Origin of the sequence: Niveibacterium sp. COAC-50 (genome assembly GCF_013184235.1) — a bacterium.
GTDB classification, from domain to species: Bacteria; Pseudomonadota; Gammaproteobacteria; order Burkholderiales; family Rhodocyclaceae; genus Niveibacterium; species Niveibacterium microcysteis.
Genome location: NZ_JABCJM010000006.1, coordinates 17,979 through 41,930 on the forward strand (window position 1 = coordinate 17,979; position 23,952 = coordinate 41,930).

The window sequence follows — 23,952 nt, forward strand, 5'->3', positions numbered from 1 at the left end:
AACCTGACCGCCCCGCAATGACCTCGACCACCGCCGAATCCGGTAGCACCTCAGCGATCCTGGACTGGCTCGCCACGCAACCGTCTGCGGATCTGGCCGACGAGGCGGTGCAGATTCGCCGGCAGCTTGACCAGCTGGCGACGCCTGGCGTAGCGCCGACGCAGTTTCATCGCTGCATCGAGTTGTTTTACGGTCGCGCGCTGCGAGCAGGAAGTGAGCTCAAACCTCGGCTATGTGAAGCCGGGCTACCGCTGGATCGCAATTTGCACACCACCGCCCGCCAAGTGGTCGAGGCGATGTGCGCAATCGCCGGCGGATTCCTGCAGGTGGCCGGTCACGTTCGCAGTGGCGCGATTCGGCCGCAACCGCGGCTGATTGAAACGCTGGCCGCGCGAGGCCTGCGTATGCTGAGCGAGGCATGGGAAATTGCCGGGCTCTCCGGTGGCATGCATGTCGCAGAGCTCTGGCCGCTGTCGGTTTCGCTGATATCGGCCGCCGGCGACGAACCTGTGCCGACCGACGCCAGTGGCGAAAGTGCGCAATTTGCGTTCAAACGACTGGTCTCGCTCGGAACGCTGCAACTCGAACGCTTCTCGCAAGCGGAGATCGGCTGGATCTGCGAGTACCTGAATCGGGTGGCAACGCTGCTGCAGCTCGAACTCAAAGCACCTGCGGCCCCCGACAACGGTTGGTATTGGATTGCAGCAGTGAGCGACGACGGGCCCCAGGCTGTGGTTCGTCGCGCACCGCCTGCGGGGCAGCAGTTGGTTTTTGCGTCGCCGACCGCACTCGCAAAGCGGGCGGCCGAACACCTCGCACGCTTGGAGGCGGGCCAACAACCGTTTGAACTGAACCTGCCCCGCGTCGCAGTGGGGGTGCAACCCCTGTCACTGCTGCAGCGACTGCGCAGCGAATGGGCGATTCCCGTCAAACGCGAGCAGCCGCGCCGCAAGACGCAGTACACGGTTCAGGCATGCACCGGGATCCCGGCGATCTGGGACATCATGCGCGGCGATACGCCACAGCGTGACGGCGCGGTACAGGAATGGCAGGTCATCAACGAAAGCCCGGGTGGCTTTGCAATCATGCATGTGGCAGGCGTCGCAGCGGGCTTGGCAGCCGGCACGGCCGTGGCGCTAAGACGTGACGATGAGCAGCCGTGGAGTGTGTGCGTGGTGCGCTGGATTCGCAGCGAGAACCCGTCGCAGATCGAGCTTGGCCTGCAGATCGTCTCGACGGGCGCTACGCCGGTGACGGTCGGCTTCCGCGGCGCGCGGGAGCGTCCAAGCAAGATGGTGCGAGCACTGGTACTGCCGGCAATGCCCGCACTGCGCCACCATCCGGCCATCCTCGCCCCAACCGGCACTTACACCTCGCGGCGATTCGCGCTGGTGTCGGACCTTGACCGCATCTACATTGCTCAGGGCCGGCTGCTCAGCCTTGACATGCAGACCGCCAACATCGAACTGTTCCAGTTCGAGATCGACCCCTATCCAATCTGATCCGTGTTCGGTCGATCAAGCGCACGCGCAAGAGCGGCCGCCATCTGCTGTGCCGACTGCGCAGCACCAGACTGATCGCCACTAGCGAGCCGCGCCACATCGGCGGCGGACAACACAAAGCGGCTGAAGAGCTGACCTGGGCTGACGGTACCGGCGGCTCCGACCAGCAGCCAGCCACCGTCGTCACTCTCGCAGACCCAACCGGCTTCGCGCATCGATTCGAGCATCGCGTCGGTCTCTTCGATCCGCTGTCGCGACGCGGCAGCAAGCTCAGAGAGCGTAGACAGCACGCCCGCCCGCTGCGCCTGCTCGAGTGCAGCAAGTAGCCGTGTGCTCGCGTAGAAGCGGCCAGCAACCGTTGGCGGCAGCACTCTGCGGCGCGCGAGAAAATCGGGAATCACCGCCGTAACCATGGCACCAACCAGAATCACCAGCCATGTCGAGTAAAGCCACACAAGGAAGATCGGTATCGCCGAGAACGTGCCGTACAACAGCGTATAGCTCGGGAACCGAGCGAAGTAGATGCCAAGCAAGCGCTGCAACAGCACGATACCGACGCCCGCGAACGCGCCGCCAACGATCGCGTGCCGTGGATTGATCCGGCGGTTCGGCATCGCGAAAAACAGGTAGGCGAAGAGCGCCGAAAACAGCAGCACCGGCATCAGGCGCAACACCATGCTGCGTAGCCAGACCGGCTCATCCACCGCGCCAAGGGACGCCGTCACCGCATACGTGGTTGCAGCAATGCTCGCGGCCAACACGACCGGTCCGAAGGTGATCGCAAGCCAGAACAAGGCGATCCGATTCCAGACCGGGCGCGGCCGCTTGACCTGCCAGATTGCGTTGAACGAGCGGTCGATCGTCATCAACAGCAACACGGCCGTGGCGATCAGGGCGACACCGCCAAAAAGCGTGAGATCGCTCGCCTTTTGCGAGAACTGAACCGCGTAGGTGGCAATCACCTTTCCTGCCTTGTCGGGCAGGAGGTTGGTGAGGAGGAAAACTTTCAGGGTGGTGCCGAGCTGCGCAAACATTGGCAACTGCCCCATCACCGTAAAGCTCACGGCAACCAGAGGCACCAGCGACAACAGCGTCGTAAAGGTCAGACTGCTTGCGACCAACGAGCCGCGCACTTCCTTGAAGCGCTCAATCAGCAGTTCGAGAAATCGGCGAACTTCCTCCATCCAGCGGCCCCACTCCCTGCCCTGCGTATAATCCGCCCGCATTCTATCGACCCATCTCCGATGAAAGAAATCCTGGTTCTCTACTACAGCCATCGAGGCTCGGTGCGCGCCATCGCCGAACAGATCGCACTCGGCATTGATTCCACTGGCATTGTCGCAGCCCGGCTGCGCACCGTACCACGGGTCAGCAGCAACATCGAAACGCCTGGGGCTGCGATTCCGGAAAACGGCCCGCCCTACGCGGAGCATTCCGATCTTGAAGATTGCATCGGACTCGCGCTGGGTAGCCCGACGCGCTTCGGCAACATGGCCGCACCGATGAAGTATTTTCTCGATGGCACGTCCGCACAATGGCTGTCGGGCGCGCTTGCAGGCAAACCCGCCTGCGTATTCACGTCCACCGGCACGTTGCACGGCGGACAGGAGACCACCTTGCTGTCGATGATGCTTCCGCTGCTTCACCATGGCGCACTTGTGCTGGGCCTTCCCTACACCGAAGGTGATCTGCACAGCACGCAAAGCGGTGGGTCGCCCTACGGCGCGAGTCATGTCTCGGGGCCACAAGGCGACGCGCGTCTGTCGGACGCCGAGCGCCGCCTCGCTTTCGCACAGGGACGTCGATTGGCGGATGTCGCGGCGCGCCTCACCGGAGTCGCGCGATGAACATCCGGCGCCTGCAATGGTTCAGTGTCGCCCTGCTGCTCAGCCTGATCGCACTTAGCGTCGCCTGGGAGCTCTGGCTCGCTCCGCTGCGGCCAGGCGGTTCATGGCTGGTGCTGAAAGTGCTGCCGCTGCTATTCCCGCTGCGCGGGATGCTTCACGGCCGTCGCTATACGTTCCAGTGGACGACCCTGATGATCTGGCTCTATTTCACCGAGGGCGTGGTGAGGGCAAGCAGCGATCGCGGCTTGTCGGTCTGGCTCGCCGCGCTCGAAACCGCGCTGTCAGTGGCGCTGTTCGCAAGTTGCGCAGCGTACTCCCGCTACAGCGCGCCTTCACGGAGCAAAGGCGCCAGCACCCTCTAAGCAATCGGGCGCCAACGGCGCCCGATTGTCAGTCACACCGTTTCGGCTTGCGGGTTCAACTTCTCAGAACCGGCCTGCAGCTTGTTCAGTGCATTGAGATAGGCTTTCGCCGAGGCGATGATGATGTCGGTATCGGCCCCCTGGCCGTTGACCACACGGCTTTCGCGCGACAACCGAACGGTGACTTCGCCCTGGGCATCGGTACCGGTCGTGATTGCATTGACCGAGTAGAGCTGCAGCGTCGCGCCGCTCTTGGCAACCGCCTCGATCGCCCGGAACGCGGCATCGACCGGCCCGCTACCTTCGGATTCGGACTTCACTTCCTGCCCATCCACCGCAAGGGTAAGCGCCGCAGTCGGCGTTTCGCCAGTCTCCGAATGGAAGCGCGCCGACACCAGCTTGTAGTGCTCCCGTTCGAGCTCTTGCGCCTCGTCAGACATCAAGGCCTGCAAGTCTTCGTCGAAGATCTCGCTCTTCTTGTCGGCAAGATCCTTGAAGCGTGCGAAGGCATGATTCAGCTGCTCTTCCGATTCGATGACGATGCCCAGTTCCTCAAGCCGCTTGCGGAAGGCGTTACGCCCAGAGAGCTTGCCCAGCGTCAGTCGGTTCGTCGTCCAGCCCACATCCTCCGGCCGCATGATCTCGTAGGTTTCGCGATGCTTGAGTACGCCATCCTGATGGATGCCGGACTCATGCGAGAACGCGTTCGCGCCGACGATCGCCTTGTTCGGCTGAACCGGGTAGCCGGTAATCGTCGACACCAGCTTGGAGCACGCCACGATCTGGCTCGCATCGATGCCCGTCTCGACCGCGAACACGTCGGGGCGCGTCCGCACCGCCATCACCACCTCCTCGAGCGAGGCGTTGCCGGCCCGTTCGCCGAGACCATTGATCGTGCACTCGACCTGGCGCGCACCGGCCTGAACAGCGGCGAGCGAGTTCGCGACGGCCATACCCAGATCGTTGTGGCAGTGCGTCGACCAGATCACTTTGTCGGCGCCAGGCACACGCTCGATCAGGGATCGGAAACGATCCCCCCACAGGGCCGGGACGGCGTAACCAACCGTATCGGGCACGTTGATCGTCTTGGCGCCGGCTTTGATGACGGCGTCGAAAATACGCACCAGGAAGTCCATCTCGGAGCGAACAGCATCCTCGGCCGAGAATTCAACATCGTCCGTGTATTGGAGCGCCTGCTTCACCGCCGCGACAGCCGCTTCGACCACCTGGTCGGGCTGCATGCGCAGCTTCTTTTCCATGTGGATCGGGCTGGTGGCAATGAAGGTGTGAATGCGGCCGCGCGCCGCCGGGCGTATCGCCTCGCCGGCAGCTCGGACGTCGCGCTCGTTGGCTCGCGCCAGCGAACAGACGGTGGAGTCCTTGATGACCTCGGCAATGGCGCGAATCGCCTCGGCATCGCCCGGGCTCGCGGCAGCAAAGCCGGCCTCGATGACGTCCACCTTGAGGCGTTCAAGCTGACGCGCGATACGCAACTTCTCATCACGCGTCATCGCCGCGCCGGGGCTCTGCTCGCCATCGCGCAGCGTCGTATCGAAAATAACCAGACGATCCTTCATTGCATCCTCTCCCGGGCCAAGCTCAGCCCAACAGTCGCCGGCCGCTCAGCCGGATCACGCATTCAAATCACTTTGCCGCTAGGGGCTTACGGCGCACCAAGCGCCAGGCCGCCATCACATAGCCCGACAAGGCATACGCGACGAACAAGCCGAAAAGCACGCCTTCCGGATAGCTTGAGATCGCCAGGAAGACGCCGACCATGGCGAGCACCACCGCAAACGGGACTGAGCGCCGAAGGTTGATGTCCTTGCCGCTCCAGAACTTCACGTTGCTGACCATCGTCAGGCCCGCGAAGATGGTCACAACGCAGGCGATCCAGCGGATTTCGCTTGAATCGATCGAATGACCGATCATGATCCAGACGAATCCGGCAACCAGCGCCGCCGCGGCAGGCGACGGTAACCCCTGAAAATAGCGCTTATCCACGACATCGATATTCGTATTGAAGCGCGCCAGACGGAGCGCCGCGCCCGCGCAATAGACGAACGCGGCAATCCAGCCCAGTTTGCCCAAATCCTTCAGCGCCCACTCGTACATCACCAGCGACGGCGCGACGCCGAACGACACCATGTCGGACAGAGAATCGTATTCGGCGCCAAACTCGCTCTGCGTGTGCGTCAGGCGCGCAACCCGACCATCGAGCCCATCGAGCACCATTGCCACGAATATCGCGACTGCCGCGTTCTCGAAACGCCCGTTCATCGCCTGAACGATGGCGTAAAAACCCGCGAACAGCGCACCGGTCGTAAACAGATTGGGAAGGATGTAGATGCCGCGGCGGCGAATCAGGGTATCGCGTGGCATCAGGCGGGGTGGGCGCAACTTGGTCATGCGGATTCTGATCGGTCGGAACAGCAGCATCTTGCAGGCAAATCTGCCACCGCAAACACTCGCTGCCCTCAAATGGACAAGCGCCCGATGGTACCAGAGCGCTTCCACTGCAATCCACGGCGCTCGTGCGCCAAAATGAAAACGGCCACCCGCAGGTGGCCGTCTCGCAAGCCTCAGATCAATCAGTTCTTCGACTGATCAACCAGCTTGTTCGCCTTGATCCACGGCATCATGTCGCGCAGCTGGCCACCGACGGTTTCGATCGGGTGCACAGCGTTGAGGCGACGACGTGCTGTCATCGACGGGTAGTTCGTCTTTCCTTCGAGGATGAACATCTTCGCGTATTCGCCGGTCTGGATGCGCTTGAGCGCATTGCGCATCGCTTCACGCGACTGGGCGTTGATGACTTCCGGCCCGGTCACGTACTCGCCGTACTCGGCATTGTTCGAGATCGAGTAGTTCATGTTGGCGATGCCACCTTCGTACATCAGGTCGACAATCAGCTTGAGCTCGTGCAGGCACTCGAAGTAGGCCATCTCCGGCGCATAGCCAGCCTCGACCAGGGTCTCGAAGCCCATCTTCACGAGTTCAACGGCGCCGCCGCACAGCACGGCCTGCTCGCCGAAGAGGTCGGTTTCGGTCTCTTCGCGGAAGTTGGTCTCGATCACACCGCCCTTGGTGCCGCCATTGGCTGCAGCGTAGGACAGGGCGATATCGCGCGCCTTGCCCGACTTGTCCTGATGCACCGCGATCAGCGACGGCACGCCGCCACCCTTCAGGTACTCGGAGCGCACGGTGTGGCCCGGGCCCTTCGGCGCAACCATGATCACGTCCAGATCAGCACGCGGCACGACCTGGTTGTAGTGCACGTTGAAGCCGTGCGCGAAGGCCAGCGTAGCGCCCTGCTTGATGTTCGGCTCAACGTCGTTCTTGTAAACCTCGGGGATGTTCTCGTCCGGCAGCAGGATCATGACCAGATCCGCGCTCTTGACCGCATCCGCCACTTCGGCAACCTTCAGCCCAGCGCCAGCAGCCTTGGCCCACGAGGCACCATTCTTGCGCAGACCGACCGTCACATTGACGCCCGAATCGCGCAGGTTCTGCGCGTGTGCGTGGCCTTGCGAGCCGTAGCCAACGATGGTGACCTGCTTGCCCTTGATCAGCGAGAGGTCGGCGTCCTTGTCGTAGTAAACCTTCATGGTATTTCCTTGAATAGCGTGTGAATGGGGCAAATCAGATCTTGAGCACGCGGTCGCCGCGGCCGATACCGCAGACGCCGGAGCGCACTGTTTCCAGAATCAGGTCACGATCAATCGCGCCGACAAAGGAATTGAGCTTGTCCTGCGTACCAGTCAGCTCGATCACGTAGCTCGAATCGGTCACGTCGATGATGCGGCCGCGGAAGATTTCCGCCATGCGCTTCATCTCTTCGCGATCCTTGCCCGTCGCTCGCACCTTGACCAGCATGAGCTCGCGCTCGATATGCGCAGCTTCGGAAATATCGACCACCTTGACCACGTCGATCAGCTTGTTCAGCTGCTTGGTGATCTGCTCGATGATGTCATCCGAACCCGACGTCACGATCGTCATTCGCGAAAGCGAAGGATCTTCGGTCGGCGCTACGGTCAGCGACTCGATGTTGTAGCCACGCGCAGAAAACAGCCCGGACACACGCGACAGCGCGCCAGCCTCGTTTTCGAGCAGCAATGAAATGACGTGTCTCATAAGTGTTGCCTGCTTGTGAGCACACTGCAGTACGGCCACGGAAAGCCCTCGGGTGACCTTCCGCCGCCCAGCATGCCGGTAAGCGCGCTGGGCGGGTGCCGCCGCGGTTGAGCGGCACCCCGTTCTAACGGTGCGCGGGTGTTACAGATCCTCGGACGACAGGATCATCTCGGTGAGACCCTTGCCGCCCTGAACCATCGGGAACACGTTTTCGGTCGGATCCACCTGGAAGTCCAGGAAGACCAGATCGTTCTTACGGCTGAACGCCTCACGGATGGCGCCTTCCACATCGCCCGGCTTCTCGACGCGGATGCCGACATGCCCGTAGGCCTCGGCAAGCTTGGCGAAATCAGGCAGCGAATCCATGTAGGACTCGGAATACCGGTTACCGTGGAAGAACTGCTGCCATTGGCGAACCATGCCCAGATAGCGGTTGTTCAAACTCAGAACCTTGATCGGCAAACGATACTGTTTGCAGGTCGAGAGTTCCTGAATACACATCTGGATCGAACCTTCGCCGGTGATTACGGCGACCGGCTTTTCCGGGTGCGCGAGCTGAACGCCCATTGCTGCAGGCAGACCAAAGCCCATCGTGCCCAGACCACCCGAGTTCACCCAGCGACGCGGCTTGTCGAACTTGTAGTACTGGGCCGCCCACATCTGGTGTTGGCCCACATCCGAGGTCACGAACGCGTCGCCGTTGGTGATCTTCCACAACGTCTCGACGACGAACTGCGGCTTGATAACCTCGGTGCTGTTCTTGTAGCTGAGCGAATTGCGGCTACGCCACTCTTCGATCTGCTTCCACCACGGCTCGATCTGGGCCGGATTCGGGCGATCGCCGGACGACTCCAGCATCTTGATCATGTCGTCCAGCACATCGGCGAGGTTGCCAACGATCGGCACATCGACCTTCACGCGCTTTGAGATCGACGACGGATCGATGTCGACGTGGATGATCTTGCGCGGCTCGGACTGGAAGTGCGCCGGATTGCCGATCACGCGGTCATCGAAACGAGCGCCGATCGCGAGCAGCACATCGCTGTGATGCATCGCCATGTTTGCTTCGATCGTGCCGTGCATGCCCAGCATGCCGAGGTTCTGGCGATCAGTGGCCGGGTAGCCACCGAGCCCCATCAGCGTGTTGGTAACCGGGAAACCGAGCAGTCGGGTCAGCTTTGTCAGCTTGTCCGCCGCATCAGCCAGAATCACGCCGCCACCCGCGTAGATCATCGGCCGCTTGGCTTCGAGCAACAGACCGAGCGCCTTGCGGATCTGCCCCTGGTGACCCTTCACGATCGGGTTGTAGGAGCGCAAGGTCACAGACTTCGGATACTCGTACTCGCACTTGTGCGCGGAGACATCCTTAGGAATGTCGACGAGCACAGGGCCAGGACGTCCGGTCTTGGCGAGGAAAAAGGCCTTCTTGATTGTCGAAGCGATGTCGCGGACATCCTTGACGAGGAAGTTGTGCTTGACGCACGGACGGGTGATCCCGACGGTGTCGACTTCCTGGAAAGCATCTTGACCAATGGCGGCAGTCGGGACTTGCCCGCTGATGATCACCATCGGAATCGAATCACAATACGCGGTCGCGATACCGGTCACGGCGTTGGTGACGCCCGGGCCGGAAGTTACGAGCGCAACGCCCACCTTGTCGGTGGAGCGTGCGTAGCCATCCGCAGCGTGTACGGCGGCCTGCTCATGGCGAACCAGCACGTGACGAACTTTGTCCTGCTTGGACAGTTCGTCGTAGAGGAAAAGCACGGCGCCGCCGGGATAGCCGAAAACATACTCGACCTTTTCCTCTTGCAGACACCTGATTACAATCTCCGCACCAGTCAAAACCATTGCAGCACCCAAAAAAGACAGAAGCCCCTCCGGAGGGAGGGGGAGGTACATTGTCAACGGTGTGCAACGGATTGGTCAAGGCATCCTCGCTGCAGCACACCATGAAGCGGCGACGGCCACACGAGGTTTCACCTGGCTTCCCGGATCGAACTTTCAGACTTTCTCTCCAGCGTTGAGCGTCGGGCCTTCAAGCAGGCCTTTTTTGCGCTGCGGGATGAAGACACGGCACTCGACGTTGTGCAGGACGCCATGATGAAACTGGCCGAACGCTACGGCGATCGGCCGGCCGAGGAATTCGGCGCGCTCTTTCAGCGCATCCTGCAAAACGGGATCAACGACCATTTCCGGCGCAGCAAGGTTCGAAACCTGTGGACCACTCTGCTGTCTGCGTTCTCGCCAGACAGCGAGGAAGACGGCGGGGACCCGCTGGAAACACTGGGCGCCGAGTCTGACATTGCGGCATTCAAGGCGCCGCACCTGCAGGAAGAGCAGCGGCAGACGCTCGGCGTGATTGAACAGGAAATTGCGAAATTGCCACCACGTCAACGGGAAGCCTTCCTCATGCGTTACTGGGAGGAAATGGATATAGCCGAGACGGCCGCGGCGATGGGCTGCACCGAGGGAAGTGTCAAGACACACTGCTCGAGGGCAACGCACACGCTGGCGGCCGCATTGCGTGCCCGGGGGATCGAGCCATGAACACAGAAGACATTATCGCCAAGCGGATCGTTGCGACGCTTGACCGTAGCCTCAGCGGCCTTGGCCCGCAGGTTGAAACACGCCTTCAACTCGCTCGCCGTGCCGCACTGGAGCATCAACGCGCCCGCACCAGCGGGCTGAGCCTTGCTGGCGTCAGCAGAACCGTGACGGATCTGTGGAATACCCACAGCCGCCTCGCGATGGTAACGCTCACCGCGATTCTGATGCTGGTCGCCGCGGATACGCTTCGCGACAGTGTCATGAGCTCGGAACTCGAAGAGGTCGACAGCGCCCTGCTTTCGGACGACCTTCCGATCGACGCCTATCTTGATCATGGATTTGACCGATGGCTCAAGCCGGACGACTCGGCCAGCTGAGGGCCTGGCTGATTGTCCTGGCGCTACTCGTAGCGCCCTTCGCGGGTGCGGCGACGCCAGCGCCGGATTGGGCCGCGCTGACGCCGGAACAACGCGCGATTCTTGCGCCGCTGGAAAAAGAATGGTCCGCGATGGGACCAACGCGTCGCAACAAATGGATCGGGATCGCTGCGCGTTTTCCTGAAATGACGCCCAACGAGCGTGATCGCATCACGCGCCGGATGGAATCCTGGGCCCAACTGACGCCGGAAGAGCGGAAGAAGGCGCGCGATCAGTACAAGCGCCTTCAGAAGCTGCCAAGCGACCAACGCCCCGCCCTGCGGCAGCAATGGGATGCTTACAAGAATCTGCCGGATGAAGAGAAGGACAAACTGCGCTCGCGTGCCACCCGCACCAAGCCCAGCATCGGCGGCGCGATTCCGCAGGAGTGGTTGATTCCGCCCTACCTGCGGCCATACCGCAGTGAGCTTCGTCCGCCACCGCCGCCACCGGCCGAACCGCCCCCTGAGCCCGCTCCGGTACTGCCCGAGGCGCTCTACCCCCGCTATTAACCACCGCACGCCGCCACCTGTGGCGGCGGCATTCCTCAAAGATCGCCGTGACCGAAAAACGCCTCGTCGCCGAACTGGCCGGCCTGCGCCGACGCCTTGCCTGCATGCTCTATGAAGCCCTGCTCCTGCTCGGCGTGCTGGCGTTCGCGTTCCTATTACCGCAGATGATTCTTGGCATGATGACCAAGACCCTGCCCCCTGGTTGGGTCAGCCTGATGCATGTCTTCGGCGTGCTCGGCTTGTACTTCTATGTGCTGTGGGGACGGAACGGGCAGACCCTGGCCATGCAGACGTGGCGGCTGCAGATTGTTGATGCGCAGAGCGGGAAACTGCCGAACGCCTCGCAGCGGCTCATGCGCTACGTGCTGTCATGGCCGTCGTTGTTGTTCTTCGGCGCGGGGCTGATCTGGAGTCTCTTTGACCGCGACGGCCAGTTTCTCCACGACCGCTTCGCCGGCACCTGCGTCGTACTGCTGCCGGGCCGGCCCGGCGAATAGGCGAACAAGACAGCGCCGCCTCAGCGGCGCTCGACCCACCAGAGCATTCCTGCTGTCGCGAGCAGGAACAGGACGCTCGGCGCGAGGGCGCTGACCGCGGGCGGCCAGCCATTGATCACGCCGAGGTTGGTGAACAACCCATTGAGCAGGTGGAAGGTCATGCCAATCACCACGCCAAGCAGCACCTTCGCGCCCACCGCCCCGCTGCGGTGATGGATAAAAGCGAACGGCAGCGCAAGACACATCATGACGATGGACGCGAACGGATAAACGAGCTTTTTCCAGACCGCCACTTCGTGCCGGCCGGTCTTCTGGTTGTTGTCCTTCAAGTGCTGCACGTACGGGATCAGCGTCTTCAACGCCATTCGCTCCGGCGTCACCATGACCACGCTGACCAGTTCAGGTGTCAGCTCTGATTGCCATTGCATCGATGGCAAGCGTTCAAGCACCGTTCGATCGGCGAGAAACTGCGTCCGCTTTACATCCGTCAGCCGCCAGCCCTCACGCGGCTTGTATTCGCCGCGAACCGCTTCGGACAGCGACACCAAGCGCAGATCCTTGTCGAACTCGTAGATCCGCACCCCCTCCAGGCCCTTGTCCGGCTGAACGCGCTGCGCATTGACGAACAGGCGTCCGTCACGCACCCAGAAGCCGGACTTCAATTCCTGTGGCAAGGTCGAGTTGGTGCTGCGCAGGCGCCACTTCTGCGCCACGCGCTCGAGCGGCGGCGCAACAAATTCGCCCAGCACAAAGGTCATGGCCGCAAACAGCAATCCGATCTGGGCGATCACGATCACCGCGCGCCGCGTAGAGAGACCCGCCGCCCGCATGGCGGTGATCTCGGAGTTGCGCGCCAATTGGGTCAGGGCGAACAGCGTGCCGATCAGCGCGGCAATCGGGAAGATCTCGTAAGCACGGCTGGGGAGCGAGAGCGCGACAAAGATCAATGCGTGCTTGAGGCGGTATCCCGCCTTGCCGACTTTATCGAGCTCTTCAACGAGGTCGAAGAAGCCGAACAGCGCCAGAAAGGCGATCATCACCAGCGCTGACGCCGCGATGATCTCAAGACTCAGGTAACGGCGGATGGTTTTCATCGGCGGAACAGGCGCGACAGCAACTGCATGCGGTGCGCGAACATGCCGATCAGCAGCACAGCCATCGGCACATGCAGGGCCGCGAGGCCCGCACCGAAGCCGATCTTGCCCTGCCCGATCCATGCCTGCATGACCTGCAACAGACTGATGTAGGTGGAAAACACGAAGACCGCGAAGAGCAGGTTGACCGCCCGCCCCGCACGCGGATTCACGAACGAGAGCGGCACGGCGATCAACGTCAGAACCAACGCAGCGAGCGGCAAACCAAGCCGCCACGACAGTTCACCGCGATTCTGCGGTGTCGGCACCGCAATCAACTGCGGGGTTGGCGTGATGCGCGGAGTGATCTCGAGAACGCCGACCTCTTTCGCCTCGATCCGAATTGCGTAGGTATCGAAACGCGTAACGCTGAATTCTGGCGTTCCGGGCCGCCCGTCGTAGCGACGGCCATCCTTCAACACCGCGAAACGATCACCATTCGGCTGAACCTCAACCGACCCGTGCGAAGCCACGATGATCCGCAGGCGATCCGCCAGGGGCATCGACACGAATACGTTCTTCACCTCGGCATCGTTCTCCGCCACCGATTCGACGAAGAACACGCGCCGGCCACCAGTGTCCTCGCGGAACGTTCCCGGAGACACGCTCGATACGTCGTCGCGCGCTTCAAGCTGCTTGCGATACTCCTGCGCCCGCCCCTGCGCCCACGGCGACAGGTAGCCGGAAAGCACCGCAATGACTGCGACGATTGGCAGCGAGAACTTGAGAACCGGACTGATCCAGGCCGACAGCGGCACACCACTCGCAAACCAGACCACCATCTCGGAGTCGCGATAGACACGCGTCAGCGACATCAGCACCGAGATGAAGAGCGTTAGCGAAAGCAAGGTGCCCAGGTGATTGAGCGCGGTGAAGCCGATCAACGACAGCACCGCGTCAGGCGGCAGCCGACCGCCTGCAGCCTGGCTGAGCAGGCGGATCAGGATCACGGTGAGCAGGATGAAAAACAGTGCAACGAAAATCGCCACCGCATTGGCGGCGAATTCGCGCATGGCTGCGCGCTGAAAGACCATTCGAGTAAGCGCCGGTGCGGTTTTGACGGCGCTGGAGGGACACGGGATAATCGTCCGCTCTGCGCGCAAGCGTCCATTGCCAGGAGCAATTGATGGAATTTAGCACGAAATCCGTAACCCCGGAAAAGCAGAAATGCGCGTGCCTCGTGGTCGGTGTATTCGCCGGGAAGACCCTCGGCACCATCGCCACACGACTCGACGAAGCCAGTGCCGGGGCCCTAGCCAAACTCATCGCTCGCGGCGATCTCGACGCCAAAGCGGGTGCAACGCTGATGCTGCATCACCTGCCCGGAGTCCTGGCAGAACGCGTACTGCTGGTGAGCTACGGCAAGGAAGACGAATTCAACGAAAAAGCCTATCGCAGCGCGCTGACTGCCGCCGCCAAGGCCCTTGCAAGCCTGAAAGCCGGCGACGCCGTCGTCACGCTTGCTGACGTGGAACTCAAGGGGCGCGACGCCAAGTGGCTTGCGGCTCAAGCGACGCAGATTCTTCGCGACACCGCCTACAAATACGACGCGCCGCGCGCCAAGAAGGATGACGACAAGCGCGGCGCCAGCAAGATCACCCTCGCCTTCGCGGCAAAGCCGAGCGCTGAAACCACGCGCGGCGCAGCCCAGGGCAGCGCAATCGCAGCCGGCATGGCGCTGGCGCGCGACTTGGGCAATCTGCCCGGCAACGTCTGCACCCCCACACACCTTGCCGACACGGCGAAGAAGCTCGCGAAGGAATTCAAGTCCATCAAGGTCGAGACCTTCGACAATGCCGGCATCGAAAAGCTCGGTATGGGCTCCTTCCTGTCGGTCACCAAGGGCTCGCACGAACCGGCTCGCTTCATCGTGATGCAGTACCACGGTGCCAAGAGCAAGAAGGCCAAGCCGATCGTGCTGGTCGGCAAGGGCCTGACCTTCGATTCCGGCGGTATTTCGCTCAAGCCGGGCGAAGGCATGGACGAAATGAAATACGACATGTGCGGCGGCGCATCGGTTCTGGGTACCTTCCGTGCGCTGGCCGAACTCGAACTGCCGATCAACGTGGTCGGCCTGATCCCGAGCACCGAGAACATGCCGGGCGGCTCAGCGGTGAAGCCGGGCGATGTGGTCACTTCGATGTCAGGCCAGACGATCGAGATCCTCAACACCGATGCCGAAGGCCGCCTGATCCTGTGCGACGCGCTGACCTACGCCGAGCGTTTCGAGCCTGAGTGCGTGATCGACATCGCCACACTGACCGGCGCCTGCGTAATTGCCCTGGGCAACCACACGACCGGCCTGCTGGCCAACGACGACGAACTCGCGCGCGAACTGCTGGACGTGGGCGTTGCAGCGGGCGACCGCGCTTGGCAGTTGCCGCTGTTCGACGAGTATCAGGAGCAGCTGAAGAGCAACTTTGCGGACATGGCAAACATTGGCGGCCGCGCCGGCGGCACCATCACCGCGGCATGCTTCCTGTCGCGCTTCACGAAGGCCTATAAGTGGGCACACCTCGACATCGCCGGTACTGCATGGAAGTCCGGTGCCGACAAGGGCTCCACTGGCCGCCCGGTGCCGCTGCTGACGCAGTTCCTGATCAAGCGCGCCGGCGCCTGATGAGATCGCCCGCACAGTGACCGAAGTCCGTTTCTTCCACAACGCGCCGGACAAGCTCTCGGCGGCCTGTCGCCTGACGGCCGCCGCGTACCGGCACGGACGCAAGGTCACCGTGTTTGCGCCCGAAGCGGGTCAGGCGACCCGCTTCGACGCGCTGCTCTGGACGTTTCAGCCGCTCGCGTTCGTGCCGCATGTGATGAGCACTTCACCGCTCGCGGCCGAGACACCGGTGTTGATTGATACCCATCTGGAAGATCCGCAGCACCTGGATGTGCTGATCAACCTCGGCAACGATGCTCCGCCCGCTTTCGAGCGATTTACGCAGGTCATCGAGATCGTGACATCGGACCCCGCCGACCGTGCCCCCGCACGCGCGCGCTGGGCCTTTTATCGTGAGCGCGGACTTGAACCCGAAGCAAACGACCTTTCCGCACGCGAGCGCTCATGACGCCTATCACTCCGAACGATGACCTGGACGCGTCGGACACACTGCTGGTGAAAGCCGATGCGCTGATTCATCGGCATCGCTCCAGTACCCTGCCGCTGGCCGACGATCTGCCAGTCTTGACGGATGTGCTCGGCGAGGACCTTCCGGTCCTTGAGGACATCGCGGACGAGATTGCGCTTGACGATGAGGTTGCCGAAGCCGCAGCCCCAGCCGCGACGGAACCCGTCACCGAGCCCCCCGCAGATTCCGCCCCGGTGGTCGTCGAACCCGACCCCGCAATCATTGCAGCCGCCGCCGAAGCCGCCGCCAAAGCAGCGCGAGAAGAGGCCTCGGTTCAGGCGCAGGCCGCGCAGATGCGAATAGCGGAGCAGCTGATTGAGTTTGACGCACACATCGCGCAGACACTCGAGAGCTGGATCAGCAACGAATTGCCCCAGATCGTCGCGGCCGAAGTCGACGGCATGGTTGAACGACTGCGCATCAAGACGCTGGCACATATGCGGGCAACGCTGGTACCGGATCTGTCGCACAAGTTATCCGAGTTGCTCGACGCAACGCTGAACACGCCCAAACAAGACTGACCCCCGCGGACGGTCGTCACCCTGCACCGCATCGGCGGCGGGGGTGGCCGTCCATTCGCTATAATCCAAGGTTTTGATTTTCCAGACGAAAATAATGGAACTCGCAAAGAGCTTCGAGCCCGCCGAGATCGAACGGCGCTGGTACGCAAACTGGGAACAGTCGGGCTACTTCAAGGCCGGTCTGGACAAGTCCAACCCCGACGCCTTCTGCATCCTGCTGCCGCCGCCCAACGTGACGGGCACGCTGCACATGGGCCACGGCTTCAACCAGACGGTGATGGATGCGCTCACCCGCTACCACCGCATGCTGGGCCACAACACACTGTGGCAGCCAGGCACCGACCACGCCGGCATCGCCACGCAGATCGTCGTCGAGCGCCAGCTCGATGCACAGGGCGTGTCGCGCCACGATCTGGGTCGCGAGAAGTTCCTCGAGAAGGTGTGGGAGTGGAAGGAGTTCTCCGGCAACACCATCACCCAACAGATGCGCCGCCTCGGCACCTCGCCGGACTGGAGCCGCGAGCGCTTCACGATGGACGCAGGCCTCTCCAAGATCGTCACCGAGACCTTCGTGCGCCTCTACCGTGAGGGCCTGATCTACCGCGGCAAGCGCCTGGTGAACTGGGACCCGAAGCTGCACACCGCAGTGTCGGACCTGGAAGTCGTATCCGAAGAGGAAGACGGCTTCCTGTGGCACCTGCAGTACCCGCTCACCGACGGCAGCGGTTCGCTGACCGTGGCCACCACGCGCCCGGAAACCATGCTCGGCGACACCGCCGTGATGGTGCACCCGGAAGATGAGCGCTACGCCCACCTGATCGGCAAAACGGTCACGCTGCCGCTGGTCGGCCGCGAAGTGCCGATCATTGCCGACGAGTATGTGGACCGCGAATTCGGCACTGGCGTCGTCAAGGTCACGCCCGCGCACGACCAGAACGACTACCAAGTCGGCCTGCGCCACAACCTGCCGATGATCATCGTGCTGACGCTCGAAGGCGCCGTGCCCGCCGAGGGCACCGTCGTCACCGGCGGCAAGATCAGTGGCAGCACGCCGCTGCCGGCGCACCTGGCCGGGCTGGACCGCTTCGAGGCGCGCAAGCAGGTCGTCGCCGGCTTCGAGGCGCTGGGCCTGCTGGGCGAAGTCAAGCCGCACAAGCTAATGGTGCCGCGCGGCGACCGCACCGGCGTCGTGATCGAGCCGATGCTCACCGACCAGTGGTTTGTCGCGATGAGCAAGGCCGGCCCGGATGGCAAGAGCATCGCTGGCAAGGCGCTTGAATGCGTAGCCTCGGGCGAGATCAAGTTCGCGCCCGAGAACTGGGTGAACACCTACAACCAGTGGCTCAACAACATCCAGGACTGGTGCATCTCCCGCCAGCTGTGGTGGGGCCACCAGATCCCGGCGTGGTATGCCGACGACGGCCGCGTCTTCGTCGCCCACGACGAAGCAGAAGCCAAAGCCGTCGCTGCGGCCGAGGGCTACACCGGTGCCCTGAGGCGTGACGACGACGTGCTCGACACCTGGTACTCGTCCGCCCTGTGGCCCTTCAGCACCCTGGACTGGACGCCCGAGTGGCCAGGCCAGTCCAACGACGCGCTGGACCTCTACCTGCCCTCGTCGGTACTGGTTACCGGCTTCGACATCATCTTCTTCTGGGTGGCGCGCATGGTCATGATGACCAAGCACATCACCGGGAAGATCCCGTTCAAGACCGTGTACGTGCATGGTCTGGTGCGCGACGCCGAAGGCCAGAAGATGAGCAAGTCCAAGGGCAACGTGCTCGATCCGATCGACCTGATCGACGGCATCAAGCTCGACGACCTCGTCGCCAAGCGCACTACCGGGCTGATGAATCCGAAACAGGCCGCGCAGATCGAGAAGAAGACGCGCAAGGAATACCCGGAGGGCATCCCCGCCTTCGGTACCGACGCGCTGCGCTTCACCTTCGCCAGCCTCGCCACACTGGGCCGCGACATCAAGTTCGACATGCAGCGCTGCGAGGGCTACCGCAACTTCTGCAACAAGCTGTGGAACGCCACGCGCTTCGTGCTGATGAACACCGAGGGCAAGGACTGCGGCCTGAACGAGCACGCGCCGAGCGAGTGCGATGGCAGCTACCTCGCATTTTCGGATGCCGACCGCTGGATCGTCTCGCGCCTGCAGCGCGCCGAGGCCGCAGTCGCGCAGCACTTCGCCGACTTCCGCCTCGACCTGCTCTCGAGCGAGATCTACACGCTCGTGTGGGACGAGTACTGCGACTGGTACCTCGAACTCGCCAAGGTGCAGATCAACACCGGCAACGAGGCGCAGCAGCGCGCCACGCGCCGCACCCTGCTCCGCGTGCTGGAGACCATCCTGCGCCTGGCGCACCCGGTGATCCCCTTCATCACCGAAGAGCTGTGGCAGACCGTGGCCCCGCTCGCCGGCAAGAAGGACGCCGAGAGCCTGTGCCTGGTCGCCTACCCGCGCGCCAATCTCGAGCGCATCGACGCCAAGGCCGAGGCCCGCATCGAGCAGCTCAAGGCGCTGGTCAGCGCGGTGCGCAGCCTGCGTGGCGAGATGAGCCTGTCGCCCGCGCAGAAGGTGCCGCTGATCGTCGCCGGCCCGGTGGCCGACGTCGAGGCCTTCGCGCCTTACCTGACCGCGCTCGGCAAGCTTGAGAGTGTGGCGGCAGCGGGCGATGCCCTGCCACCCTCGCCCGCCCCGGTGCAGATCGTCGGCGACTTCCGCCTGATGCTGAAGATCGAGATCGACATCGCAGCGGAACGCGAGCGGATCACGAAGGAAATCACTCGCATTGAGGGCGAAGTGGTGAAGGCGAACGCCAAGCTGGCCAACGAAAGCTTCGTCGCCCGCGCGCCAGCAGCGGTGGTCGAGCAGGAGAAGAAACGGCTTGCCGATTTTGGAGCAACGCTTGAGAAGCTCAGAGAGCAACTGGGACGCTTGGGCTGACCTTTAATCAAACTCATGAAAACGGCACCGCTCGGTGCCGTTTTCATTTTCTGGGTGCAAAAAAAAGAGGCGCCAGCGGCGCCTCTGTAAAGGGACTCGAGCACCTGATGCTTAGAACTTGTGGCGGACGCCCAGGTTGAAACCGCTACGGTAGTCGTTGAAGGTGTTGGAGCCGTCGGACACACCGTACTTCACGGCAATCTTGTCATCCGCGTCGATACGCGCGAAGCCGAGATACATGTCGGTACGCTTGGAGAATGCGTAGGTGCCGCCAATGCCGATCTGCGTGGCCTTCTCGTCAAGATCGTTCTTGTCCTTGGAGTACGCATAGGACGCGAGCAGCGAGAAGTTACCAAACGGAACGGTCGCGCCCAGCAGGTAGCGGTTGTACTTCTTCGGTTCTTTCGCAGCGCCGACCGGCGTGCTTTCGAGCTTCGGCTGGGCGTAAGCGCCCGAGATCTTTGCCACCCCGAAGTCAACGATCGCACCGAGTTCAACCACGGTATCGGTGGTGTACTTGGCCTTGTCGTAGTCGTGGCTGTAGTTGGCGACAACCTTGAACATCTTGCCGAACTGGAGTTTCGGCGCAATCGCGTAGAAACGCTTGTCGCCCGCGTTGGCAACGGCCTCGTCACCACCACGGTTGAACGAGTAGATCGCATCCACCGAGAAGACGTCACCAAAGTACGGCGTCGTGAGGTAGAACGCATTGTTGATGCGGTCGTACGTCTTCACGTGCTGGAAGATGTTGCTCGCCTTGGCAACCTGACCATGCGAGAACGGATCGATGTCACCGTAGATCAGGTATTCCGGCGAGTACTGGCGGCCCAGACGGGCCTCGACAACGCCTGCATCCAGACCCAGCCAGCTCTGGCGGCCCCAAGCAGCGCCACCCTGCGCGGCCGACCCTTGGTCCGCGTTGATACCGGCTTCGATCACGAACTTGCCCTTGAGACCCGGCGAGATTTCTTCAACGCCACGAAAACCGAGGCGGGAACCGCTCGCGATGCCGCTATCGATGCCGTTGCGACCCGATTTGCTCGCATCGTAGTTGTCAGTGCGATAGGCATAGCCCATATCGACGAGGCCGTACACGGTCACGCTGCTATCGACGGCCATAGCACTACCGCTGATCAGGGCAACGGCGGCAAGTGCAATCTTCTGCTGATGTTTCACTGCTTCTCCTCAGTTTCAAGTGACGCGCGCGCCACGTTTGTGTGTGACACGCAACAGGAGAAGCTTAGTCAGCAAATGTTTCAAAACGACGAAACCGCCAAACCCCGCGTTCGATTGGCGTAAAAAACAAAAAGCCCGCTTTCGCGGGCTTTTTGACTGAGCAACTGAAACGGCGATCAGCGCTTCGAGAACTGCTTGCGACGACGTGCGCCGTGCAGACCGACCTTCTTACGCTCGACTTCACGCGCATCGCGCGTCACGAAACCTGCCTTCTTCAGCGCGGGCTTCAGCGTCTCGTCGTAATCGATCAGCGCGCGGGTGATGCCATGACGCACCGCACCGGCTTGACCCGACTCGCCACCACCGTCGACGTTCACCAGGATGTCGAACTTGCCAACGGTCTCGGTAACTTCCAGCGGCTGACGCACGATCATGCGGCCCGTCTCGCGAGAGAAGAACACGTCGACCGGTTTGCCGTTAACAACGATGTTGCCGTTGCCCGGCTTGATGAAAACGCGTGCCACAGCAGTTTTGCGGCGGCCCGTGCCGTACTTGTAAGGATTCGCGATCGCCATTACTCGGCTCCGTTAAATTTCGAGGGCCTTCGGCTGCTGGGCGCTGTGCGGGTGCGTGTCACCGGCGTAGCACTTCAGCTTCTTCAGCATCGCGTAGCCCAGCGGACCCTTCGGGAGCATACCCTTGACGGCCTTGGTCAGAACGCGATCCGGGAAGCGGTCTTGCAGCTTCTGGAAGTTGGTTTCGTAAATGCCGCCCGGGTAACCCGAGTGACGGTAGTACTTCTTGTCCAGCGACTTGGTACCAGTCACACGCAGCTTTTCGACATTGACGACGACAATGAAGTCGCCGGTATCGACGTGCGGCGTGTACTCGGGCTTGTGCTTGCCGCGAAGGCGACGCGCGATTTCGGAGGCAAGACGGCCCAGAACCTTGTCGGTCGCGTCCACCACGTACCAATCACGCTTAACTTCGTGCGGCTTGGCAGAAAACGTCCTCATGAGAATGTCCCTTGATTTCTTCTAGGACCCGTTCCAGGCCCAAATGCGGAAAGCCGGCAATTCTACTCGCCAACTTCTTCCAAAGTCAAACACTGATCGAAAAACACAAAAAAAAACGCAGCCCGAAGAGCTGCGCCAAGTCCACACCAAAGGAGGAGGGTGGAGGAGACAAACCCGGGATTGCTTCGGCTCGCTGTTGCGGCACCGAATCAATCACTACGGTTTGGATTATGGGCGCCGGGCTTGTGCATTGCAAGGTTCCGAACCCCCTCGCCGAACGAACCTCTTTATGTCGAAATAAGCCCACCTTATGCATCGCCAAGCCAATGATTTTTAATGAACTATTTTAGTGACTGACTTGTCGTTCAGTTGACGGCACGGGCCGCTCGCGCCGAACAATGATGCGGCGCAGCATTTTTGATCAAGCGGTAGAATCGCCCCTCCCCTGCTCGTAGCCTGAGCCCCAGACCAAAAGAGGATGAAGTATGGAATGCAGCGTGAAGTGGGTTGATGACGCGACGTTTCTTGCCAGCACCGGAAGCGGCCATTTTGTGACCATGGAAGGCGCCGCCGATGCAGGAGGGAAGAACCGCGCTCCTCGCCCGATGGAATTGTTGCTCGCGGGCGCGGGTGGCTGTTCCGCCTTTGACGTCGTGACGATCCTCAAGCGGGGCCGGCACGCTGTCACCGGCTGCGAGGCCCAGTTGAAGGCCGAACGCGCCGAGACCGACCCGAAAGTATTCACGCGCATTCATTACCACTTCATCGTGCGCGGCAAGGCGCTCAAACGGGAAGCGGTCGAGCGCGCCGTCAGCCTGTCAGCCGAAAAGTACTGCTCGGCCTCCATCATGCTGGGCAAGACGGCTGAAGTTACGCACGACTTCGAGGTCGTTGAAGACTGAGCGCTGCCTGCCTAAGACAACGGCGGCCATCGGCCGCCGTTTCTGTTTTACTCGCATGTGGCCATAGCCAAACGATTCAGACCCGGTAGGCCACCGTGGTCATCACCTTTGAAGCGAGTTTCATCGCGAGTCGAGCCGGTGCGGGCAATTCCGCAGCGCCCAGCGCGACAGCGGTATCTGCATGGCCGGCTTCATCCTTGCGCATCTGATCAAGGATCGCGAGCGATCGGCCATCCTGGTGCGGCACGCGATCCATATGACCGGACAGATGGGCCTCGACCTGCCGTTCGGTCTCCGCGAGGAAGCCGAGATTCCAGCGATCGCCGAACTTGCCGGCCACCACGCCAATCGACAGCGCACCGGCGTACCAGAGCGGGTTGAGCAAGCTCTTGCGCCCACCCATCTCGCCGATACGTTGCTCCGTCCAGGCCAAATGCTCAGTTTCCTCGTCCGCCGCGTGGCGAAGCGCTTCGGTGACCGACGGGTCGCTGGACGTTAGCGCCTGCCCTTGATACAGCGCCTGCGCACAGATTTCACCGACGTGATTGACACGCATGAGCCCGGCAACATGCGCCCGCTCCGACTCGGACAAGTCCGCCTCGGGCTGATCAGCACCCGGGGTCGGCCGCACGCTGCGTGCGGGCGCGAAGATCGTGCGCAGCGCGCGATCGAATTCGATGATCAGGCCGTCAATCATGATTGCTCGGATGCGCCTCACTCAATGCGTAGGCCGGCGGCCGTTCGGGCGCATGTACGCCACGGAACAACACACCGGAGAGTTCATTCAGCGCCAGTCGATAGACCTGCCGCTTGAACTCGATCACCGCTTCCAGCGGCACCCAATAGCCCGCCCAACGCCACGCGTCGAACTCCGGCTTCTCGGTTGCCCGCAGAGAGACATCCGAATCGCGGCCAAGCAGCCGCAACAGGAACCAGATCTGCTTCTGTCCACGATAGGTATTACGCCACTCTCTTTTCACCCAGTGGCGTGGGACGTCGTACCGCAGCCAACTGCGCGTGCGACCAAGAATCTTCACGTGCTCCGGCCGCAAGCCCACCTCTTCGAAGAGCTCGCGGAACATAGCCTGCTCGGGCGATTCCCCATGCTTGATACCGCCTTGCGGGAACTGCCAAGAATGCTCACGGATACGTTTACCCCAGAAGACCTCGTTTCGCGCGTTGACCAGGATGATGCCGACGTTGGGGCGATAACCGTCCCGGTCGAGCATGAGAACCACCTGAAAATTAGCTGAATTGCCACGAATTCTTCCACATGCGGCAAACGAAGGAAAGCGACGCCCCC

25 protein-coding genes are annotated in these 23,952 nt (G+C 62.0%); 12 read left to right on the forward strand and 13 right to left on the reverse strand.

The window, feature by feature from the left end:
- The first annotated feature begins 17 nt into the window (after positions 1-17).
- Positions 18-1,502 carry a hypothetical protein gene (locus HH302_RS18495; RefSeq protein ID WP_172203809.1) on the forward strand — a complete coding sequence of 495 codons (1,485 nt, stop codon included), beginning with the start codon at positions 18-20 and terminating at the stop codon, positions 1,500-1,502.
- On the opposite strand, the gene HH302_RS18500 is transcribed toward HH302_RS18495, so the two are convergent.
- Positions 1,490-2,686 (reverse strand): YihY family inner membrane protein, encoded by a 1,197-nt coding sequence (locus HH302_RS18500; RefSeq protein WP_172203811.1) that lies wholly within the window; start codon positions 2,684-2,686, stop codon positions 1,490-1,492. The genes HH302_RS18495 and HH302_RS18500 overlap by 13 nt on opposite strands.
- Before the next feature lie 60 nt (positions 2,687-2,746).
- On the opposite strand from HH302_RS18500, the gene wrbA reads away from it, so the two are divergent.
- Positions 2,747-3,349 (forward strand): NAD(P)H:quinone oxidoreductase, encoded by a 603-nt coding sequence (wrbA, locus tag HH302_RS18505; protein ID WP_172203813.1) that lies wholly within the window; start codon positions 2,747-2,749, stop codon positions 3,347-3,349.
- Positions 3,346-3,711 carry a DUF2069 domain-containing protein gene (locus tag HH302_RS18510; protein ID WP_172203815.1) on the forward strand — a complete coding sequence of 122 codons (366 nt, stop codon included), beginning with the start codon at positions 3,346-3,348 and terminating at the stop codon, positions 3,709-3,711. The genes wrbA and HH302_RS18510 overlap by 4 nt, the downstream gene beginning before the upstream one ends.
- Positions 3,712-3,743: 32 nt before the next feature.
- Here the strand turns inward: HH302_RS18510 and HH302_RS18515 are convergent, their stop codons facing one another.
- From HH302_RS18515 to HH302_RS18535, 5 genes are all read right to left on the reverse strand, one after another.
- Positions 3,744-5,288, reverse strand: coding sequence for a 2-isopropylmalate synthase (locus tag HH302_RS18515; RefSeq protein ID WP_172203817.1), 1,545 nt, complete (start codon positions 5,286-5,288; stop codon positions 3,744-3,746).
- Positions 5,289-5,355: 67 nt separating this feature from the next.
- On the reverse strand, positions 5,356-6,120 hold the full coding sequence (pssA, locus tag HH302_RS18520) for a CDP-diacylglycerol--serine O-phosphatidyltransferase (RefSeq protein WP_206255676.1): 765 nt from the start codon (positions 6,118-6,120) through the stop codon (positions 5,356-5,358).
- 182 nt (positions 6,121-6,302) lie between these two features.
- Entirely contained in the window at positions 6,303-7,319 is a 1,017-nt protein-coding gene (ilvC, locus tag HH302_RS18525; protein ID WP_172203821.1) for a ketol-acid reductoisomerase, read from the reverse strand.
- A 34-nt stretch (positions 7,320-7,353) separates the two neighbouring features.
- On the reverse strand, positions 7,354-7,845 hold the full coding sequence (gene ilvN / locus HH302_RS18530) for an acetolactate synthase small subunit (RefSeq protein WP_172203823.1): 492 nt from the start codon (positions 7,843-7,845) through the stop codon (positions 7,354-7,356).
- 141 nt (positions 7,846-7,986) lie between these two features.
- Entirely contained in the window at positions 7,987-9,696 is a 1,710-nt protein-coding gene (locus HH302_RS18535; protein WP_172203825.1) for an acetolactate synthase 3 catalytic subunit, read from the reverse strand.
- A gap of 144 nt (positions 9,697-9,840) precedes the next feature.
- Between HH302_RS18535 and HH302_RS18540 the strand changes: the two genes are divergently transcribed.
- The 4 genes from HH302_RS18540 to HH302_RS18555 are packed head-to-tail and all read left to right on the forward strand — an operon-like array spanning position 9,841 to position 11,820.
- Positions 9,841-10,395, forward strand: coding sequence for an RNA polymerase sigma factor (locus tag HH302_RS18540; RefSeq protein ID WP_246479889.1), 555 nt, complete (start codon positions 9,841-9,843; stop codon positions 10,393-10,395).
- Positions 10,392-10,772: a DUF3619 family protein gene (locus HH302_RS18545; protein WP_172203827.1), complete on the forward strand. Its 381-nt coding sequence runs from the start codon at positions 10,392-10,394 to the stop codon at positions 10,770-10,772. The genes HH302_RS18540 and HH302_RS18545 overlap by 4 nt, the downstream gene beginning before the upstream one ends.
- Entirely contained in the window at positions 10,742-11,323 is a 582-nt protein-coding gene (locus tag HH302_RS18550; protein WP_172203829.1) for a DUF3106 domain-containing protein, read from the forward strand. The genes HH302_RS18545 and HH302_RS18550 overlap by 31 nt, the downstream gene beginning before the upstream one ends.
- 47 nt (positions 11,324-11,370) lie before the next feature.
- Positions 11,371-11,820: an RDD family protein gene (locus HH302_RS18555; protein ID WP_246479816.1), complete on the forward strand. Its 450-nt coding sequence runs from the start codon at positions 11,371-11,373 to the stop codon at positions 11,818-11,820.
- Between the two features lie 20 nt (positions 11,821-11,840).
- On the opposite strand, the gene lptG is transcribed toward HH302_RS18555, so the two are convergent.
- Complete coding sequence (gene lptG / locus HH302_RS18560) at positions 11,841-12,914, reverse strand: LPS export ABC transporter permease LptG (protein WP_172203831.1); 1,074 nt, start codon at positions 12,912-12,914, stop codon at positions 11,841-11,843.
- Positions 12,911-13,987, reverse strand: a complete 1,077-nt coding sequence (gene lptF, locus HH302_RS18565; protein ID WP_172203834.1) for an LPS export ABC transporter permease LptF — start codon at positions 13,985-13,987, stop codon at positions 12,911-12,913. The genes lptG and lptF overlap by 4 nt, the downstream gene beginning before the upstream one ends.
- Positions 13,988-14,079: 92 nt before the next feature.
- Here lptF and HH302_RS18570 point away from each other — a divergent pair, with 92 nt between their 5' ends.
- From HH302_RS18570 to HH302_RS18585, 4 genes are all read left to right on the forward strand, one after another.
- Positions 14,080-15,573: a leucyl aminopeptidase gene (locus HH302_RS18570; protein WP_172203836.1), complete on the forward strand. Its 1,494-nt coding sequence runs from the start codon at positions 14,080-14,082 to the stop codon at positions 15,571-15,573.
- A 16-nt stretch (positions 15,574-15,589) separates the two neighbouring features.
- The gene (locus HH302_RS18575; RefSeq protein WP_172203838.1) at positions 15,590-16,021 is read left to right on the forward strand and encodes a DNA polymerase III subunit chi; all 432 of its coding nucleotides are present in this window, start codon (positions 15,590-15,592) and stop codon (positions 16,019-16,021) included.
- Positions 16,018-16,602 (forward strand): hypothetical protein, encoded by a 585-nt coding sequence (locus HH302_RS18580; RefSeq protein ID WP_172203840.1) that lies wholly within the window; start codon positions 16,018-16,020, stop codon positions 16,600-16,602. The genes HH302_RS18575 and HH302_RS18580 overlap by 4 nt, the downstream gene beginning before the upstream one ends.
- A gap of 94 nt (positions 16,603-16,696) precedes the next feature.
- Positions 16,697-19,555, forward strand: a complete 2,859-nt coding sequence (locus HH302_RS18585) for a valine--tRNA ligase (RefSeq protein ID WP_172203842.1) — start codon at positions 16,697-16,699, stop codon at positions 19,553-19,555.
- Positions 19,556-19,666: 111 nt separating this feature from the next.
- Here the strand turns inward: HH302_RS18585 and HH302_RS18590 are convergent, their stop codons facing one another.
- From HH302_RS18590 to rplM, 3 genes are all read right to left on the reverse strand, one after another.
- On the reverse strand, positions 19,667-20,731 hold the full coding sequence (locus HH302_RS18590; protein ID WP_172203844.1) for a porin: 1,065 nt from the start codon (positions 20,729-20,731) through the stop codon (positions 19,667-19,669).
- Between the two features lie 176 nt (positions 20,732-20,907).
- Positions 20,908-21,306, reverse strand: a complete 399-nt coding sequence (gene rpsI, locus HH302_RS18595; RefSeq protein ID WP_172203846.1) for a 30S ribosomal protein S9 — start codon at positions 21,304-21,306, stop codon at positions 20,908-20,910.
- A gap of 12 nt (positions 21,307-21,318) precedes the next feature.
- On the reverse strand, positions 21,319-21,747 hold the full coding sequence (rplM, locus tag HH302_RS18600; RefSeq protein ID WP_172203848.1) for a 50S ribosomal protein L13: 429 nt from the start codon (positions 21,745-21,747) through the stop codon (positions 21,319-21,321).
- A gap of 485 nt (positions 21,748-22,232) precedes the next feature.
- Here rplM and HH302_RS18605 point away from each other — a divergent pair, with 485 nt between their 5' ends.
- Positions 22,233-22,649, forward strand: a complete 417-nt coding sequence (locus tag HH302_RS18605; RefSeq protein ID WP_172203850.1) for an OsmC family protein — start codon at positions 22,233-22,235, stop codon at positions 22,647-22,649.
- Positions 22,650-22,725: 76 nt separating this feature from the next.
- On the opposite strand, the gene coq7 is transcribed toward HH302_RS18605, so the two are convergent.
- Both coq7 and HH302_RS18615 read right to left on the reverse strand, forming a co-directional pair.
- Positions 22,726-23,346 (reverse strand): 2-polyprenyl-3-methyl-6-methoxy-1,4-benzoquinone monooxygenase, encoded by a 621-nt coding sequence (gene coq7, locus HH302_RS18610; RefSeq protein ID WP_172203852.1) that lies wholly within the window; start codon positions 23,344-23,346, stop codon positions 22,726-22,728.
- Positions 23,339-23,878, reverse strand: coding sequence for an RNA pyrophosphohydrolase (locus HH302_RS18615; protein ID WP_172203854.1), 540 nt, complete (start codon positions 23,876-23,878; stop codon positions 23,339-23,341). The genes coq7 and HH302_RS18615 overlap by 8 nt, the downstream gene beginning before the upstream one ends.
- Between the last annotated feature and the right edge of the window lie 74 nt (positions 23,879-23,952).

Excerpts from the sequence above, each read along its gene's own strand:
- HH302_RS18495 (WP_172203809.1), top strand. The coding sequence starts at position 18 with ATGACCTCGACCACCGCCGAATCCGGTAGCACCTCAGCGATCCTGGAC.
- HH302_RS18500 (WP_172203811.1), bottom strand. The coding sequence starts at position 2,686 with ATGGAGGAAGTTCGCCGATTTCTCGAACTGCTGATTGAGCGCTTCAAG.
- wrbA (WP_172203813.1), top strand. The coding sequence starts at position 2,747 with ATGAAAGAAATCCTGGTTCTCTACTACAGCCATCGAGGCTCGGTGCGC.
- HH302_RS18510 (WP_172203815.1), top strand. The coding sequence starts at position 3,346 with ATGAACATCCGGCGCCTGCAATGGTTCAGTGTCGCCCTGCTGCTCAGC.
- HH302_RS18515 (WP_172203817.1), bottom strand. The coding sequence starts at position 5,288 with ATGAAGGATCGTCTGGTTATTTTCGATACGACGCTGCGCGATGGCGAG.
- pssA (WP_206255676.1), bottom strand. The coding sequence starts at position 6,120 with ATGACCAAGTTGCGCCCACCCCGCCTGATGCCACGCGATACCCTGATT.
- ilvC (WP_172203821.1), bottom strand. The coding sequence starts at position 7,319 with ATGAAGGTTTACTACGACAAGGACGCCGACCTCTCGCTGATCAAGGGC.
- ilvN (WP_172203823.1), bottom strand. The coding sequence starts at position 7,845 with ATGAGACACGTCATTTCATTGCTGCTCGAAAACGAGGCTGGCGCGCTG.
- HH302_RS18535 (WP_172203825.1), bottom strand. The coding sequence starts at position 9,696 with ATGGTTTTGACTGGTGCGGAGATTGTAATCAGGTGTCTGCAAGAGGAA.
- HH302_RS18545 (WP_172203827.1), top strand. The coding sequence starts at position 10,392 with ATGAACACAGAAGACATTATCGCCAAGCGGATCGTTGCGACGCTTGAC.
- HH302_RS18550 (WP_172203829.1), top strand. The coding sequence starts at position 10,742 with ATGGCTCAAGCCGGACGACTCGGCCAGCTGAGGGCCTGGCTGATTGTC.
- lptG (WP_172203831.1), bottom strand. The coding sequence starts at position 12,914 with ATGAAAACCATCCGCCGTTACCTGAGTCTTGAGATCATCGCGGCGTCA.
- lptF (WP_172203834.1), bottom strand. The coding sequence starts at position 13,987 with ATGGTCTTTCAGCGCGCAGCCATGCGCGAATTCGCCGCCAATGCGGTG.
- HH302_RS18570 (WP_172203836.1), top strand. The coding sequence starts at position 14,080 with ATGGAATTTAGCACGAAATCCGTAACCCCGGAAAAGCAGAAATGCGCG.
- HH302_RS18580 (WP_172203840.1), top strand. The coding sequence starts at position 16,018 with ATGACGCCTATCACTCCGAACGATGACCTGGACGCGTCGGACACACTG.
- HH302_RS18585 (WP_172203842.1), top strand. The coding sequence starts at position 16,697 with ATGGAACTCGCAAAGAGCTTCGAGCCCGCCGAGATCGAACGGCGCTGG.
- rpsI (WP_172203846.1), bottom strand. The coding sequence starts at position 21,306 with ATGGCGATCGCGAATCCTTACAAGTACGGCACGGGCCGCCGCAAAACT.
- rplM (WP_172203848.1), bottom strand. The coding sequence starts at position 21,747 with ATGAGGACGTTTTCTGCCAAGCCGCACGAAGTTAAGCGTGATTGGTAC.
- HH302_RS18605 (WP_172203850.1), top strand. The coding sequence starts at position 22,233 with ATGGAATGCAGCGTGAAGTGGGTTGATGACGCGACGTTTCTTGCCAGC.
- coq7 (WP_172203852.1), bottom strand. The coding sequence starts at position 23,346 with ATGATTGACGGCCTGATCATCGAATTCGATCGCGCGCTGCGCACGATC.
- HH302_RS18615 (WP_172203854.1), bottom strand. The coding sequence starts at position 23,878 with ATGCTCGACCGGGACGGTTATCGCCCCAACGTCGGCATCATCCTGGTC.